Source organism: Denitrobacterium detoxificans (assembly GCF_001643775.1).
In the GTDB taxonomy this organism is placed as follows: domain Bacteria; phylum Actinomycetota; class Coriobacteriia; order Coriobacteriales; family Eggerthellaceae; genus Denitrobacterium; species Denitrobacterium detoxificans.
Genome location: NZ_CP011402.1, coordinates 494278 through 510870 on the forward strand (window position 1 = coordinate 494278; position 16593 = coordinate 510870).

General features: G+C 60.3%; 14 protein-coding genes. 12 read left to right on the top strand and 2 right to left on the bottom strand.

Features of this window, described 5'->3' with window-relative positions:
• Nucleotides 1–76: 76 nt before the first annotated feature.
• The 10 genes from trpE to AAY81_RS02025 all read left to right on the top strand — a co-directional run bounded on the left by trpE (nucleotide 77) and on the right by AAY81_RS02025 (nucleotide 12221).
• Entirely contained in the window at nucleotides 77–1609 is a 1533-nt protein-coding gene (trpE, locus tag AAY81_RS01980; protein WP_177168514.1) for an anthranilate synthase component I, read from the top strand.
• The gene (locus AAY81_RS01985; RefSeq protein WP_066660741.1) at nucleotides 1606–2208 is read left to right on the top strand and encodes an anthranilate synthase component II; all 603 of its coding nucleotides are present in this window, start codon (nucleotides 1606–1608) and stop codon (nucleotides 2206–2208) included. The genes trpE and AAY81_RS01985 overlap by 4 nt, the downstream gene beginning before the upstream one ends.
• Nucleotides 2201–3220, top strand: a complete 1020-nt coding sequence (trpD, locus tag AAY81_RS01990; protein WP_066660742.1) for an anthranilate phosphoribosyltransferase — start codon at nucleotides 2201–2203, stop codon at nucleotides 3218–3220. Before AAY81_RS01985 ends, trpD begins: the two co-directional genes overlap by 8 nt.
• A 10-nt stretch (nucleotides 3221–3230) precedes the next feature.
• A complete protein-coding gene (gene trpC, locus AAY81_RS01995) occupies nucleotides 3231–4022 on the top strand; it encodes an indole-3-glycerol phosphate synthase TrpC (RefSeq protein ID WP_066660745.1) in 792 nt (263 codons plus the stop codon).
• Complete coding sequence (locus tag AAY81_RS02000; protein ID WP_066660747.1) at nucleotides 4019–4627, top strand: phosphoribosylanthranilate isomerase; 609 nt, start codon at nucleotides 4019–4021, stop codon at nucleotides 4625–4627. The genes trpC and AAY81_RS02000 overlap by 4 nt, the downstream gene beginning before the upstream one ends.
• A complete protein-coding gene (gene trpB, locus AAY81_RS02005) occupies nucleotides 4627–5817 on the top strand; it encodes a tryptophan synthase subunit beta (RefSeq protein WP_066660749.1) in 1191 nt (396 codons plus the stop codon). The genes AAY81_RS02000 and trpB overlap by 1 nt, the downstream gene beginning before the upstream one ends.
• Nucleotides 5810–6622, top strand: a complete 813-nt coding sequence (gene trpA, locus AAY81_RS02010; protein ID WP_066660751.1) for a tryptophan synthase subunit alpha — start codon at nucleotides 5810–5812, stop codon at nucleotides 6620–6622. The genes trpB and trpA overlap by 8 nt, the downstream gene beginning before the upstream one ends.
• A gap of 259 nt (nucleotides 6623–6881) precedes the next feature.
• A complete protein-coding gene (locus AAY81_RS02015) occupies nucleotides 6882–8447 on the top strand; it encodes a sodium:solute symporter family protein (RefSeq protein ID WP_066660753.1) in 1566 nt (521 codons plus the stop codon).
• A 133-nt stretch (nucleotides 8448–8580) separates the two neighbouring features.
• Nucleotides 8581–9651 (top strand): PseG/SpsG family protein, encoded by a 1071-nt coding sequence (locus AAY81_RS02020; RefSeq protein WP_066660756.1) that lies wholly within the window; start codon nucleotides 8581–8583, stop codon nucleotides 9649–9651.
• Between the two features lie 119 nt (nucleotides 9652–9770).
• Nucleotides 9771–12221, top strand: a complete 2451-nt coding sequence (locus AAY81_RS02025) for an EAL domain-containing protein (RefSeq protein WP_066660759.1) — start codon at nucleotides 9771–9773, stop codon at nucleotides 12219–12221.
• Here the strand turns inward: AAY81_RS02025 and AAY81_RS02030 are convergent.
• Entirely contained in the window at nucleotides 12218–13231 is a 1014-nt protein-coding gene (locus tag AAY81_RS02030; protein ID WP_169815777.1) for a C40 family peptidase, read from the bottom strand. The genes AAY81_RS02025 and AAY81_RS02030 overlap by 4 nt on opposite strands.
• Nucleotides 13232–13362: 131 nt before the next feature.
• Nucleotides 13363–13827 carry a MarR family winged helix-turn-helix transcriptional regulator gene (locus AAY81_RS02035; protein WP_082867805.1) on the bottom strand — a complete coding sequence of 155 codons (465 nt, stop codon included), beginning with the start codon at nucleotides 13825–13827 and terminating at the stop codon, nucleotides 13363–13365.
• Nucleotides 13828–13944: 117 nt separating this feature from the next.
• On the opposite strand from AAY81_RS02035, the gene AAY81_RS02040 reads away from it, so the two are divergent.
• Entirely contained in the window at nucleotides 13945–15069 is a 1125-nt protein-coding gene (locus tag AAY81_RS02040; protein ID WP_240480609.1) for a beta-ketoacyl-ACP synthase 3, read from the top strand.
• A 104-nt stretch (nucleotides 15070–15173) separates the two neighbouring features.
• Nucleotides 15174–16505 (top strand): zinc ribbon domain-containing protein, encoded by a 1332-nt coding sequence (locus AAY81_RS02045; RefSeq protein ID WP_143117364.1) that lies wholly within the window; start codon nucleotides 15174–15176, stop codon nucleotides 16503–16505.
• Nucleotides 16506–16593: the final 88 nt, after the last annotated feature.

The window sequence follows — 16593 nt, forward strand, 5'->3', positions numbered from 1 at the left end:
AGGTTCCGTCGGGGCGTTTTTTATTGCCCCGACGCGCTCGCCTCCAACAAGGTGGGCATGGCGGAAGGAGGCTTCCATGGGTGTTGCTGAAGTACCTGATATCGCGGATGGCGTGCGCAATGGTCCGCCTAGGGGGCAGGCGCGCCTGCGCGTTGCACCTTCGCTCGAGGAGGCGCAGGCGATAGCGCGCGAGCAGGGCGTTTCGCGTGTTCCCCTTGCGGCGGAATTGCTTTCCGATGCGTATACGCCGCTTGGCGTGCTTTCCAAGCTCAAAGCGGTTTCGCACCACTGCTTCGTATTGGAAAGCGTGGCGGGAGGCGAGAAGCGCGGTAGGTATACGTTTCTGGGGTTCGAGCCTTGCATGGCAATTGCCTGCAAGGATGGCGTGATGGTCATCGACGGCCAGGCGCACGCCACCAGCGATCCCGCTTCCGAATTGCGCGCCATCTTGCACGCATATCGTACGGCGCGCGTCGAGGGGCTGCCGCCGTTCGCTGGCGGCTTGGTGGGCTATTTCGGCTATGACTACCTGAAGTACGCGGAGCCCACGTTGCGACTCGATGCGCGTGACACCGAGAATTTTCAGGACTTTGATCTCATGTTGTTCGATCGTCTGATTTGCTTCGACGACGTGAGGCAGAAGATCATCCTTATTGCTCACGCCGATTTGTCGTGCGGTGATTCCGGGTATGCCGAGGCGCAGGGCGCGCTGGCGGAAATGGCGCGAATCATCCAAGATGGCGCGTCTGCGACCGAGACTCCTGGTCATGTGCTCGGGCCGGCAAAGGCGCTGTTCGACGAGGAATCCTACTGCGACATGGTGCGCAGGGCCCAGCGTTACATTCGCGAGGGCGACATCTTCCAAGTGGTGCTCAGCAACCGTTTGGAGGTTCCATACGAGGGAAGCCTGCTGAACGCGTATCGCGTGCTGCGTGCCATAAATCCCTCTCCGTACATGTTCTATTTCAGCGGCAGCGATATGGAAGTCGCGGGCGCGAGTCCCGAGACGCTTGTGAAGCTGGAGGATGGCGTGCTACATACGTTTCCCCTGGCCGGCACGCGTCCTCGGGGAAAGACGCCCCAAGAGGATCGTATGCTCGAAGAAGAGCTGCTTGCCGACGAGAAGGAGCTTGCGGAGCATAACATGCTCGTTGACCTGGGGCGTAACGACCTGGGCAAGGTGAGCGAATTCGGCTCGGTGGAAGTGGAGCGCCTGCATTCCATCGAGCGTTACAGCCACGTGATGCATATCGGCAGCGTGGTGCGAGGCCGTTTGCGTGAAGGGTGCGATGCCCTGGACGCCATCGAGGCTGTGTTGCCGGCGGGTACGCTATCGGGCGCACCCAAGATTCGCGCGGCGCAGATCATCAACGAGCTCGAAGACAACAAGCGCGGCATATACGGTGGTGCGCTGGGGTACTTGGATTTTGCGGGCAACATGGACGTGTGCATTGCGATCCGCATCGCCTACAAGAAGAACGGGCGTGTGTTCGTGCGCAGCGGCGCGGGCATCGTGGCCGATAGCGACCCGGTAAAGGAGTACCGCGAGTGCGTGAACAAGGCGGCGGCGGTCGTGCGTGCCCTGGAGGATGCGGAGGAGCTGCGATGATTCTGCTTATTGATAACTACGACAGCTTTTCCTACAACCTGTTTCAGATGCTTGGTGCCATCGAGCCTGACATTCGCGTTGTGCGCAACGACGCTCTTACGGTGGAGGAAATCGCCGACTTGCGTCCCGCGGGAATCATTCTGTCGCCGGGGCCGGGTCGTCCGGAAGATGCGGGCGTGTGCGTTGACGTAGTGCGCGAACTGGGTCATTCCATTCCCATATTGGGCGTATGCCTGGGTCATCAGGCCATTGCCGTTGCTTGTGGCGCACGCGTGGGATACGCCTCCACACTCATGCATGGCAAGCAATCGGTTACCGCGTTCGATGTGGCATGCCCTCTGTTCGCGGATGTTCCCGCGTCAGCGCCCGTGGCTCGGTACCACTCGCTTTCCGTGGACGAGGACACGTTGCCGCATTCTGTGCGCGTAACGGCTCGCGCGGACGACGGGGAAGTGATGGCCATTGCCTGCCAGGATGCTCCCGTGTGGGGCGTTCAGTTTCACCCTGAGAGCATCATGACGCCCGACGGCGCCTGTATGCTTGCCAATTTCATTCAGCTTACGAAGACGGCTTGCCCGCAAGGAGGAAACCATGATTAAGGAAGCCATCGAGAAGATCGTCCGCAAGGAGGACCTGACGTACGACGAGGCATATGCCGTGATGAACGAGATCATGAGCGGCGAAACGTCGGCTACGCAGAATGCCGCGTTCCTGGCGGCGCTTTCTACGAAGAGCGCGAAGGCAGAAACCATCGACGAAATTGCCGGGTGCGCCGCCGCGATGCGCGATCACGCAACGCCGGTTCCCCATCCTGGCATGGAAGTGCTGGAAATCGTGGGAACGGGCGGCGATCGCAGCAATACGTTCAACATTTCCACCACAGCGGCACTGGTGGTTGCGTCGGCGGGCGTGAAGGTTGCCAAGCATGGCAATCGCGCTGCATCGAGCAAGTCGGGCACTGCCGATTGCCAGGAGGCGTTGGGCGTGAACTTGCAGCAAAGCCCGGAAAAGGCGCTTCAGCTGTTGGACGAGGTGGGCATGTGCTTCTTCTTCGCGCAGATGTACCACGCTTCCATGAAGTACGTTGGCTCGATTCGACGCGAACTGGGATTCCGCACTGTGTTCAACATTCTGGGTCCGCTTACCAATCCGGCGCGTCCTGAATACTTTCTGCTGGGCGTGTACGACGAGTACCTTGTGGAGCCCATCGCGAAGGTGCTCGACGCCATGGGCGTGAAGCGCGCGCTCGTGGTGTACGGCTCCGATCGCATGGACGAAGTGTCGGCAAGCGCGCCGACCGTTGCGTGCGAGCTGAGGGATGGCTACTATCGCACGTCCCGCATTGCGCCCGAGGATTTTGGCCTGGAGCGGTGCCGCAAGGAAGACCTGCTGGGCGGAACGCCTCAGGAAAACGCAGCCATCACGCGCGCTATCCTTGCGGGCGAAGCGGGTCCCAAGCGTAACGTGGTGCTGTTGAATGCCGGTGCGGCCTTGTTTGCGGCCGGGGCGGTAAGCGATATCGACGAAGGCGTGAAGCTTGCGGCTCATCAGATCGATAGCGGCGCTGCGCTGGAAACGCTCGATGCGTATATCCGTGCGAGCAATAACTAAGCGGTGCGCCATGACGAGCGTTTTGAACGAACTTGCGCAGGCGGCTCGAGAGCGTGTTGCCGTGCAGCAGGAGGCGCTGCCGATAGGGGAGTTGCGTTCCCGTGCTCGTTCGCTAGCGTGCGCAGACGGGTTTCCCTTTGAGCGTGCGTTGTCCGGGCCGGGCATGTCCTTCATCTGCGAATGCAAGAAGGCATCTCCCAGCAAGGGCCTTATAAGCGAGAGCTTTCCGTATCTCCGGATAGCGCGCGAATATGAGCAGGCGGGGGCCAGCGCGCTTTCGGTGCTCACCGAGCCAACGCGTTTTCTGGGGAGCGATGCGTATCTGAGCGAGATTGCCGCCACCGTGGCCGTGCCGTGCTTGCGGAAGGATTTCACGGTCGATGCCTACATGGTTTACCAGGCGAAGCTCTTGGGCGCGCAGGCGATCTTGCTCATCTGCTCGATTCTCGACGACGGTCAGCTGAAAGAGTTTATCGCCTTGGCGGACGAGCTGGGCATGAGTGCGCTCGTGGAGGCCCATGACGAGCGCGAGGTAAATCGCGCATTGCGGGCGGGTGCGCGTATCGTGGGCGTGAACAATCGCAATCTTGTCGATTTCAGCGTCGATTTCCGCAACTGCCTGCGCCTGCGCGACATGGTTCCCCCCGAGGTGCTGTTCGTGGCCGAAAGCGGCGTGAGTGAACCGAGCCAGGTGAGGGAGCTCGAGGGGCATGGCGTGAATGCGGTGCTCGTGGGCGAGGCGCTCATGCGCGCGGCTGACAAACGAGCCGCCCTGAGCGCATTGCGGGGTGAGCCCCTATGACGCGTATCAAGATGTGCGGCTTGCATTCCCGTGCCGACATCGAGGCCGTCAACGAGGTGCTTCCCGAATACGCGGGGTTCGTATTCGTGCCAAACTCCCATAGGGGCGTCACGCTTGACGAGGCGCGCGCGTTGAGCGCGTTGCTCGACGAAGTGATATGCCCCGTCGGGGTGTTTCTCGATGCGCCCGTTGCATTCGTTGCCGCAGCGTGCGACGTGGGGGCGATTCGCATGGTCCAACTGCATGGGCGTGAGGACGAGGCATATGTCGCGGCGCTTCGCAAGCGCGTGTCCGCCCCCATCATCCAGGCGTTCGTCGTACGTGATGCCGCGGATGTCCAGCGCGCCCTTGCCTGCAGTGCCGATTACGTCCTGCTCGATGCCGGGCGAGGCGATGGCAGGGCGTTCGATTGGTCGCTCGTGGCCAACGTGCAGCGTCCGTTCTTCCTGGCGGGCGGCCTCGATTCCGGAAACGTTGCCCAGGCCGTTCGGGCCGTGCGCCCATTCGCCGTGGACGTGAGCAGCGGCATCGAAACGAACAAGACGAAAGACATACGGAAGATGCGCGCATTTGCGATGGCAGTGCGCGCGGAAGGAGAGTTGTAATGAGCGATGCGAAGGGGCGCTATGGCGTGCATGGCGGGCAGTACATGCCCGAGACGCTCATGAACGCCGTCATCGAGCTCGAGGAGGCGTACGAGCATTACAGGCAGAACCCGCAGTTTCAGGAGGAGCTTACGGCGCTGCTCAATGGCTATGCCAACAGGCCTAGCTTGCTGTATCCCGCGCGTAAGATGACGCAGGATTTGGGCGGGGCAAAGGTATATCTGAAGCGCGAGGACTTGAACCATACGGGTGCCCACAAGATCAATAACGTTTTGGGCCAGGCGCTGCTCACCAAGAAGATGGGCAAGACGCGCATGATTGCCGAAACGGGTGCGGGGCAGCATGGTGTGGCTGCCGCAACGGCGGCGGCGCTGCTCGGCCTTGAATGCGTGGTCTTCATGGGCAAGGTGGATATCGAGCGGCAGGCTCTTAACGTGTACAAGATGCGCCTGCTTGGCGCGAAGGTCGTATCGGTAGAAACGGGTACGGGCACGTTGAAGGATGCTGTGAGCGAGGCCATGCGCGAGTGGACGGGTCGCATGGCGGATACGCATTACTGCATTGGGTCCACCATGGGCCCTCATCCGTTTCCCGCCATGGTGCGCGATTTCCAAGCCATTATCGGGCGCGAGATCAAGCAGCAGCATCTGCAGGCCGAAGGCCGCCTGCCTGATGCCGTGGTGGCGTGCGTGGGCGGTGGAAGCAATGCGGCAGGCACGTTCTACGACTTCATCGACGATGAGGACGTGGCACTCTATGGCTGCGAGGCGGCGGGGCGTGGCATCGACACGTTCGAGACCGCGGCAACTATCTCCACGGGTAGTTTGGGCATCTTCCATGGCATGAAGAGCTATTTCTGCCAGGACGAATACGGCCAGATCGCGCCCGTGTACAGCATTTCCGCGGGGCTTGATTACCCGGGCATTGGGCCCGAGCACGCGCATTGGCATGACGTGGGTCGCGTGACGTACGTGCCCGTAACCGACGATGAGGCGGTCGATGCGTTCGAGTACCTTTCGCGCATGGAGGGAATCATTCCCGCCATCGAGAGCTCTCATGCGCTGGCGTATGCCATGAAGCTCGCGCGGCAGATGACGCCTGATCAGAGCATCGTCGTTACCGTATCGGGGCGTGGCGACAAGGACTGCGCGTCGGTTGCGCGCTATCGAGGGGAGGATATCCATGAGTAACATCGCGCGAGCCTTTCAGGACGGCAAGGCGTTCATTCCGTTCATCACCGCGGGCGACCCATCCGTGGCCGTTACCGAAGAGTGCATAAGGGCCATGGCGCGTGCGGGCGCCGACCTTATCGAGATAGGCATTCCGTTTTCCGACCCTACCGCCGAGGGGCCGGTCATCATGGCCGCCAACGAGCGCGCCCTGGCGGGCGGCGTCACAACTGACGACGTGTTTGCCATGGTCGCGCGCTTGCGTGAAGGGGAGGGCGGCCCTGCCGTGAGGGTGCCGTTCGTGTTCATGACGTACGCGAACGTCGTATTCAGCTATGGGGTGGAGCGCTTCATGGAACGCGCCGCGCAAGCGGGCGTTGATGGCCTTATCCTTCCCGACGTGCCCTTCGAGGAGCGCGGCGAGTTCGCCGATCCGGCGCAGCAATGTGGTCTTGACCTGGTGTCGATGGTGGCACCGACCTCGAAGGACCGCATTCGCACCATTGCGCGCGAGGCGTCGGGGTTCGTGTACGTGGTCTCCTCGCTGGGCGTTACGGGTATGCGCAGCGAGATCACGACCGATGTGGGGGAGCTTGTGTCTCACATTCGCGAAGTTTCGGACGTTCCGGCAGCGATTGGCTTCGGCATTTCTACGCCCGAACAGGCGCGTTCCATGGCGCAGGTGGCCGACGGGGCCATCGTAGGCAGCGCGATCATGAAGATCGTGGCGGCGCGTGGCGCTCAGGCTCCTGTCGAGGTGGAGGCGTACGTTTCGCGCATGGCGCAAGCCGTGCACGGGGCCAGCGACGCTACGCCTGGCGTCTAAATACGCGTCACGCCGAAAAAAGTGTATGCGTGGGCACTTTGCTGTGGTAAAGTGCCCCTATGCATCACGAACAGGGACATAGCGCGAACATTTGCCGCACGGCCGCATATGCCGTGGCGTATCGCTATTCCTATTCCTATCGATACCTGTAGCGTACGGGTCCCGGGCCACCTGGTTCCATCCTGGCCGAGCGGGGGTCGTGCGCGCCTGCAAGGGCGGTCTGCCCATTTGTCGTGTCAACTCTTTGGAAGGAATACTCGTGATAGCGAAACTCCTCATGATCGTCGTCTTCGTTGCCATCGTGGTGGCGATTGGCATATACACGCGCCATCATGCGAAGAGCGTTGATGGCTTTGTGCTGGGCGGCCGCAACGTGGGCCCGTGGCTTTCGGCTTTCGCCTATGGAACCAGCTACTTCTCCGCCGTCATCTTCGTGGGATATGCAGGCCAGTTTGGCTGGAAGTTTGGTATCTCCGCGTTTTGGATTGGCCTGGGCAATGCGTTTCTAGGCAGCTTGCTGGCCTGGTGGGTGCTTGGTCCGCGCACGCGCGAGATGACGCAGCGCCTGAAGGCCGCCACCATGCCCGAATTCTTTGGCAAGCGCTATGGCAGCAAGGCGTTGCGCGTAGCAAGCGCGGCAATCATCTTCGTGTTTCTCATTCCCTACACCGCTTCCGTATACAACGGCCTATCACGCCTGTTCACTATGGCATTTGGCATTCCCTACGAATGGTGCGTCATAGGCATGGCTGTGGTTACGTGCGTCTATGTGGTGCTGGGTGGCTACATGGCCACCGTGGTGAACGACTTCGTGCAGGGCTGCATCATGCTCGTGGGCATCGTGGCCGTTATCGTGGCGGTCATGCTCTCGAATGGCGGGTTCAGCCAGGCAGTCATTTCGCTTTCCCAGGTGCAGGCCGACGCGAGCGGCTTCCAAGGTGCCTTCACCAGCATGTTCGGTCCCGACCTGTTCAACCTGCTGTGCGTCATCGTGCTCACCAGCTTGGGCACGTGGGGATTGCCCCAGATGGTGCAGAAGTTCTACGCCATCAAGAGCGGCCCCGCCGTGAAGGAGGGCGCCATCATCAGCACGCTGTTCGCCGTGGTCGTGGCGGGCGGCAGCTACTTCCTGGGCGGCTTCGGGCGCCTGTACGAGGGCGACATCGCCTTTGCCGCAAACGGAACGCCCATTTACGACTCCATCATGCCCACGATGCTTTCCAGCTTGCCCGACGCGCTTATTGGCCTGGTGGTGGTACTGGTGCTTTCCGCGAGCATGTCCACGCTTAGCTCGCTGGTTCTCACGAGCTCCAGTACGCTCACGCTCGACCTGATCAAGGGTAACGTGGTGAAGAAGATGTCCGATGCGGCCTCGCTCACGTGGATGCGCGCGCTCATCGTGTTCTTCGTCGTGATCTCTGCCGCCATCGCGCTCGTGCAGTATCACAGCACTATTACGTGGATTGCCCAGCTCATGGGCATTTCCTGGGGCGCGCTTGCCGGCGCCTTCCTGGGCCCGCTGCTGTGGGGCCTGTTTAGCAAGCGCATTTCCAAGGCGGCGGTATGGGCGAGCTTCATTTGCGGCGTGGGTTTGACCACGGCGAATATGATCGTTCCGTTCATGGGCTCTTCCATCGTTGCGGGCGCGGCGGCCATGCTGCTTTCCATCATCATCGTTCCACTGGTAAGCCTGGTCACTCCCGCCGTTCCGTTCGAGGTCATTCCGCCGCGTGCGAGCGCCGCCATCGATCGCGAATATGCGCACGAGCTTGCTGAGGGCGGCCAACCGGCATTCGATAGCGCCGAGCCTCTGGAACGCTTGTAGGACGGGTTGCACTCGGGCTTGCCATTTCCTGGTTGCAGACGCGATGCGGGGCGCGGTTCGCGCTGCGCCTCGTCCGTTCTGGGGTATAATCCCCTCTGGAAAGACGCGTCAGACGACGGGAGGGTTGCACGATATGCTGCTTATTCGCACCGATGCGAATGCCGACGCCAGTATCGGGGTAGGGCATGTCATGCGTTGTGCCGCCGTTGCCGAACAGGCCATAAACGCGGGCGAACGCGTGTTGTTCCTGGTCTCCACCGAAGAGTCGGCCGTTATCGTGGAGTCCTTTGGGTTCCCCTGCGAAATGGTCGGGGGCGACCCCCATCTGTTCATGCGCGTCGACGCCATCAATCTTGCGCGCGTTGCGCGTGACGAAGACGCTTCGGCCATCCTCATCGACTCGTATGCCGTTACCAATGGCTTCTTTGACGAGCTAGCCAACCTTCTGGCCGCGCGCGATACGAAGGTTGCCTACATCGACGACGCCTTTACGTTCAAGGAAGGCTTTACGTCGCATCCGGCGCCCATTCAGGCCGACGTCGTTATCAATTACGGTTTCGCATTTACGGAAGCGCAGTATCGCAATGCGTACGAGGGCCTTTCCACCATGCTGTGCATTGGGCCCGAATATGCGCCCGTGCGCGCTTCGTTTGGGCAGGCGCGTTCTGGCGACCATGTGCGCGATGACGTGGAAACCATCTTGGTTACCTGCGGCTACGCGAACCCCGATGGTATCTTGGAAAAGCTTGCCGAATGCTGCCTGCAGGCACATGAAACCGCGCGCGTGCAGGTCGTGCTGGGTGGCGACGCTCCCTTTTCGCTGGGTTCGTTCGGCGCGCAAGTTGCCGGTCGCGTCCACTTGCTGCGCAACGCCCAGAACATGCCCGAGCTCATGCGCTCGGCCGACATCGCGCTTTCCGCCTCGGGGCTTACGCTCTACGAGCTTGCATGCATGGGCGTTCCCACGGTTGCGCTTCCCACCGCGGAAAACCAGGCGGGCCACGCCCTTGGCTTCCAGGATCTGGGTTTGGGGCCGCATGTGCCGCTCGACCGTCCATTCGACTTCGACGGAATCACCGCATCGCTTCGTGAATTGGCTTCGAGTGCCGCCCTACGTACCCGTTTTTCGCACGCTGAGCAACGGGCAGTTGACGGATGGGGCGGCAAACGCATCTTTCAATGCATCACGGGCGGTATCAATTAGTCCTTTGCTATAATTAATAGCTACTTGGGGGCGCAGTTTGGGGCCTATTGCATGGGCTCCATGTTGCGAAGGGTATTGCCGTGCCAGAAGCTGTGGGTCTATATACGGCGAAAGATAGCGTGACGGGTTTGCTGAGCGAGCCCGCCTTTCGTTCTCATACGGCCGCGTTCATTTCCCAGATGGAAATGCCCGGGTCGCATTGCCTTATTGTGCTCAATATCGGCAATTTCAAGGCCATTAATAGTCGTCATGGCTATATGCGCGGCGATGAATGCCTGCGTACCATGGGCGAGGTTCTCCGCAGCATTTTCCCTGATGCCATACTGGGTCGTTTGTATGCCGACCATTTTTGCGGAATCGTTCGCAACGAGCGCATCGAGCAGGCCATTGTGGCCATTCATTCCCATATGGCCTGGCATTACGAACGCACTTCCCTGGGAATCATCGCGGGCGTCTACGTTCTCGACAACCCGGCAGTAAGCGAAAAGCAGGCTATCGACCGCGCTCTCTTTGCGTGCCGGAGTGTGAAAGATCGCTTTGGCGTTCACCTTCGTTATTTCGACGACGAGCTTGCGCAGAAGCTGAGCCGCGAGGGGTACGTGCTCAACAGCTTGGAAGATGCCATCGCGGCTAACGATCTCGAGGTGTACTACCAGCCCATCGTGCGCGTTATCTCGGGGAAGATATGTGGGATCGAGGCGCTTGTGCGTTGGCGTAGTCCTCTGCATGGGATGCTTTCGCCTGCAACGTTCATCCCTACGCTCGAGGCGAGCCGATTCATCCATAAGCTCGATGCCTTCGTCGTGAACACGGCGTGCGATGAGTTCCATCGTATTCGCGAGCTCGTTCCCACGGCAAGCGTTTCGGTCAATCTGTCGCGCTTGGACTTCGAACTATGCGACATTTTCGAAATCGTTGATTCCGCCGTACGCAGGAACGGCATGGACCCATCCGATTTGGATATCGAAATAACCGAGAGCGCGTTTTCCAGCGATTTCACGCTCGTGCATGAGGGAATTGATCGCTTTCGTCGCGCTGGCTACAAGATCTGGATGGACGATTTCGGCAGTGGATACTCGTCGTTATCGGCACTTACCGCCGTTCCGTTCGACACGGTGAAGATCGACATGAGCCTTATTCGCGATATCGACAAGAACCCGGCTACGCGAACCGTGCTTTCCCAGGTCATCGGCATGGTGAAACGCCTGGGCGCGCACACGCTCACCGAGGGCGTGGAAACGGAACGCCAGCTTGAGTTCCTGAGGTCCGTTGGCTGCGAGAAAGCTCAGGGCTATCTCTTCTCGAAGCCCGCTCCCATAGGTGAAATCGTCGAACTGGTTCAAACGGGCGGGATCGAAGCGGAAACGGATGTGGAAAGCGGCTACTTCAGCGATATTGGTCGCGTGAGCCTGGCGGGTGGCTTGGCCGACGCCATGGCCGCGTCTGACATGCTCATTGCGGGCACGGTGCCGCTTGCCGTGGTCGAAGTCGATCGCGGTCGCGTGCGCGTCATTTCCCAGAACCGTCCGTTCGGGGGCTTTCTTGCGGCGTTGGGCGTGCACTACTTCGAGGACCTTATGAGCGAAAATCGCGAATTCGGCAGCGTGCTGCGCGATCGCTTCTTGCATACGGCGCTCGAGGCGAAGACCGAGCAATCCGACCGTGCCGTTGAGTTCAATTTCGGGGGCGAGCTGTGCGCGTTGAGCGTACGCCATGTTGCTCAGGCGAATCATCTGGACGCGTACCTTGTGCGCGCCGTGAACTTGACGCGCTTGGATTCCGCTGACAGCTGGGACAACCAGGTTACCGTTCGTTCGTTCGTGTATAGCCTGTTCGAGCGCATAGACGTCATCGACCTTGCCACGGGTGAATTCGACAACATTCGCTTCATGTCGGAAATCGACAAGAATCCCTTTGCGCGCGGGAAGGTTTCAATGGCCATTCAGGTCGTTTCGGAAGGGTATGTGCATCCCGATGAGCGCCAGCTGTTCGCAGCGTTTTTCGAGCTGAAGACCATGCGTCGGCGGCTGCGTTCCAATGGCGGGATCATCTCTCTCATTTTCCGCATGCGTCTGCGCATGAAGGGGTATCGCTGGATGCGCGCCGTCATTACGCCCATTGCCGCTTCGGGCGATCAGCGCGTTGCCGTATGTTTCAAAGTAGTCGGCGTTCCCAATGTCGACCAGGGCGTTTCCTCCATTGTTGGCGGACTTGCCACCACCTCGCTGGTGGATGCCGTTTTGAGCGCTACCGAGACCAAGGTTTTCTGGAAGGACGAGCAGCGCAGGTTCCTTGGTGCGAACAGGGCGTTTATTGATTATTACGGTTTCGGAAGCGTAAAGGACCTCATTGGCAATACCGATGAGGATATGGGGTGGCATAGCGATCCCGGCCCGTTCAAATCAGACGAGGAGCGCGTCCTGGAAGGCGAGTGCATTCACGATGCCCATGGGTTCTGCATGGCGCATGGCCAGGAGCGGGCCATTGTCGCGAGCAAGATGCCCGTATACCAGGGTGGCCACATCGTTGGCCTTCTGGGGTACTTCTCGGATATTACCGACCGCGTTTAGTGTGGGAAGCGCAAGCCGCAGACGAATTTCGAATACGAGAGCGAATCGGTGGTGCGCACGAGCGCGCCCGTGTTGGGTGCGTGCACGTAGGGGAGTCCGCCGTCTGCGAGTGCAATTCCGCAATGACCAGGGCGGAAGAGGATGTCGCCTGGCTTCACGTCGGTAAGGTTCACGATGGCGCCCCGCGCATGCGCCAGTTCGTAGAGGGATCCGGTGTAGTGGGGCATGCCTTTGATGCCTGCTTGTGCAAACGCCCAAATCACCAGGCCAGAACAATCGAAGGTGTCGGGTCCGGCGGCGCCCCATACGTAGGGGCAGCCCACGCGCGAGAGCGCATAGTCGATGATGTCGGGGAAGGGTTCGATGTTGCGCGGATTGCCAATGATGTCGACGGGCCAATCGGCGCTGGCCATAGCCTGCGCCTGGGCGACTTCCAGCAGCTCCTTCGCCTGGGCGTCCAGGCTATCGTAGAGCGACTGGAGCTCGGCGGTCTTCTGCTCCGCCTCCGTCTTGATGCGGTTCGCTTCGTCCATCTTCGAGCGGGCGATCTGCTCCTGCTCTTCTTTCTTCCGCTTGGCTTCCTCGTTTTGCGCACGCAGATCCTTCGTTTCCTGCACCATGTCGGCGTCGGCCTTGTTGATGTAGTCGTACATGTCGATCTGCGTGACGAACTGCTCGAAGGTGCTTGCGCCGAAGAGCAGGTCGTATATGCCCGCCAGGCCGGTCTTGTATTCCAGGCGCATGCGATCACCCATGCGATCCTGCAGCTCGCCTATGCGCTTGTTGTTCACACCGATGAGTTTCTGGGCCTCGGCGACCTCGCCTTCAGCCGCCGTGTGCTCTTCCAGGGCCTTCTGGTAGTTGTCGGCGGCCGTTTCCACTTCGCCGCGCATTTGGATGATTTGCTGTTGGATGTCGTATTGCTTCGTTTTGAGCTCCGTCAGCTCATCGGCGTGGGCAAGGCGTGGTAGCGCGCACCCCAACGCTCCCGCAGCAGCGAGAGCGCCCATACCAGCTACCACGCGTCGGCGCCCTGGGTTAAATGATATGTAACTTGTATCATTCATGGAAGGCCATTGTATCGCGCACTCCATGCACACGCAATTGAGGGCGATGAAGCCTAATCAAGTTGTTACGTGGCTTATGCTCGTGCGTCGAAGAAGCCCTTGACCTTGGCAAGCGCGTGGGCGAGCACGCGCTGCTCTTCGTTGGTGAGGCCATTGAGCGCCTCGGAGATCATGCGCTTGTGGAAGAGCAAGTGGGCGCGATACGCCTTGCGCCCCTGCGTGGTAAGGGAAAGCAGGACCTTCCGGCGGTCTTCCTGCGAGCGTTCCCTGCGCACGTACCCCAGCTTTTCCAGTTTGTTTACGGCGGTGGTGAGCGTGGCGAGCGTGACGTCGAGCCGCGTTGCGCAGACGTTCATGGGATTTCGCTCGTAGAGGCCCACGGCTACGATAGTATGGATATCGGTGATGGTGAGCCCTTGGGTATAGCGGTTATCCAAGGCGCGTTCCTCTATGCGCATGACCGATTGGAAGGTCCCCGAAAACAGGTCGTCCAATTCCAGATTGTGCGCGGCCATGGCCGGATATGCAGATGATGCCATAGATGGTCCCACCTTCATTGCCGTGGGCGTTGCATGTATCCGCTTGCAACGCTGTGGGGCATTGGATAATTTTGTTAGAGTTTCAAAGTATTTTATCGCATCGTAGGCATTGCGCGCATGCTGCACAATACGACCATGCGCGAACGATGCGTGAAGGAGGCATACGTGGGTTGCACGGTTATTGGATGCGGCAAGGCGCTCCCGAAGCTATCGGTGAGCAACGATGATCTGGCGAAGATCGTCGACACGAGCGACGAATGGATCGTAAAGCGCACGGGCATCCACGAGCGCCGCATCGCCATTTCGGAATCGAGTACCGACCTTGCGTCGGCGGCATGCTCTGCTGCCTTGGGTGCGGAAGGTGGCTCCATCGAAGCCTCTTCCTGGAATCTTGGCCAGGTTGATCCCGAAAGCATCGACTTGCTCATCTGCATGACCATCACGCCCGATGCCACCATTCCGTGCCAGGCCTCGCTCATCAAGATGCGCCTGGGCCTTTCGAATGCGGTCGCCTTTGACCTGAATGCCGCTTGCTCGGGGTGCGTGTACGGTATCACCGTTGCCGAGAACATGATGCGTGCATCGCAGAGCGCGCCGGGGGCGTGCAATCCCATTCGTCGCGCGTTGGTGGTGGGCGTCGAGCGTCTGTCCCGCATCGTCGATTGGACCGACCGCGCTACGTGCGTGCTGTTCGGCGACGGCGCTGGCGCGGTGCTGCTGGAATGGAACGAATCGCGCAAGGGCATCATCAGCTCGTTCTTGAAGAACACCGACGACGTGGAGCTCACGCTCTCCCGCGCCAACATGTTCAATCGCGCCCTGTTCCCGTTCGACGAGGCGGGCGTTGCCGCGCAGTCCAATGATGCGGCTTACGATTGCGCCATTCCCGTTACGGAGTACATTGGCATGGCCGGACGCACCGTGTTCAAGTTTGCGACGGCGGCCATGCGCGAGGCCATCGACGCCGTGCTCGAGCGCGGCGATATGACGGTCGACCAGGTGGCGCGCATCGTTCCGCATCAGGCGAACGAGCGCATCATCGCGCACGTCGCCAAGAAGATGGAAGCCCCGCTCGACCTCTTCCAGGTGTCCATCGGCTCAAGTGCCAACACCAGTGCCGCAAGCGCGCTCATGGCGCTGTGCGACGCCTATTGCCAGGGTCGCATCGCGCAGGGCGACAACGTCGTCATGGCGGGCTTCGGCGGTGGCCTTACCTCCGGGGCGGTCCTGTTCGAGGCGTAGGGCGCCTGCATGCCTGCGCAAGACGCGCTGGTGGGGGCGTGGTAAAATGGGGCGCATCGCGGCCAGGCAGTCGCATATCGTAGCTGAAACGGAAAAGGATAGACATGCAGTGTCCTCGTTGCGGAGCAAGGAACAGTAAGCAGGCAGAGCGCTGCCATGCATGCGGTATGCCGCTCATGCAGACGGGCGGGCGCGTCGTGCCCGTTCAGGTGCATCATAATCGCAGCCGCTTAGCCGATCGCCAGATGCGGCCCCAGGGTGGCGCCTATTCGGCGGTTCCCCTGTACGAGCGTCGCCAGCCCTGGTATCAGAAGGCCCTCATCTTCGTTGTCGCCGTTGCGGTAATCGTGGGCGTCATCTTCGGCGTGTATTCGGCCTTCCAGGCATTTCAGAACGACAAGGTGAGCCAGGCGGCCTACGACGCGGAACACGTGAAGCAAACGGTAAAGGTCACGTTCGACGTGCCCGAATACAAGGCGGGTTCCTCTTCGGTCATTCCCATTCGCGTGCAGGGAACCGATATCGATGGCAACGCCGTCGACGAGCTGCACCTTATGACCTTGGCCGACAACACCGTTGAGCTCATGCCGGGCACGTATTCGTTCGTTCCTGCTGGCTCGCCCGTTACGGCTGCCGGCATTACCTACGCCGTCCCCGCTGCGGTAAATGTATCCGCTACTTCCAGTGGGGTCACCGTTGGCTCCACCGAGGGTGCAACCGTGTCCTTGTCGTATTCCGCCATCCAGCCCATCGACGCCACCGACGATCAGATTGCGGCCATCAAGCAGTGGATGACCGAGGCCTCGCTCGAAGACGCCACGATTCAGAAGTACGTCGATGCCATCACCAATGCGCGTACCACCGCGCAGGAGGAAGAGGCCGAGGCGTCGGGCAGCATTGTGGAAACCGATTACTTCACGTTCACCATTCCCTCGCTGTGGCGTGACGAGGTGAGCACCAAGACCACCAAGAACAACGGTCTTCCCACGGTAACCGTGTATCTCGATGGCTATAGCAGCCTGGAGCTCATGACGGTTACCTGCGTGAAGGATGGCGGGGAAAGCGACGAGGAAGACAACGTCGACCATATCGCCGGTACGGTGCAGGGGAATGGCTATCGCGTGGAGGTGTGGACGACGAACTGGGCGTACTACGCATCGCTTATGGCCCAGGGCTCGGTTGACCCCATTGTGTCGACGAGCGTGCTGGATGATCTGGTGCGGCTTTCCTCGGGTGGCACTCTTACCTATGAAGATGTCTCCGAGATGAGCAAGAGCGCCATTGGCACGCCCGACATCGAATTCGTGTCGGATAACGTGCTTGCAACGCTGAAAGCCACGGGCGCTGTGGACAGCTCTTCTTCCAGTTCCAGCGACGAAGACGACTACGTCACCACTACGACCACAACCACAACGACGACCAAGCGCTCCAACTAGGCGTTCCCTGCGGGAAACATTGCGGGACGGTTACAGCTGCGTGTGCACGCGGCGGTTGCCGTCCCGTCTTGCATCATGGCTATCTTCA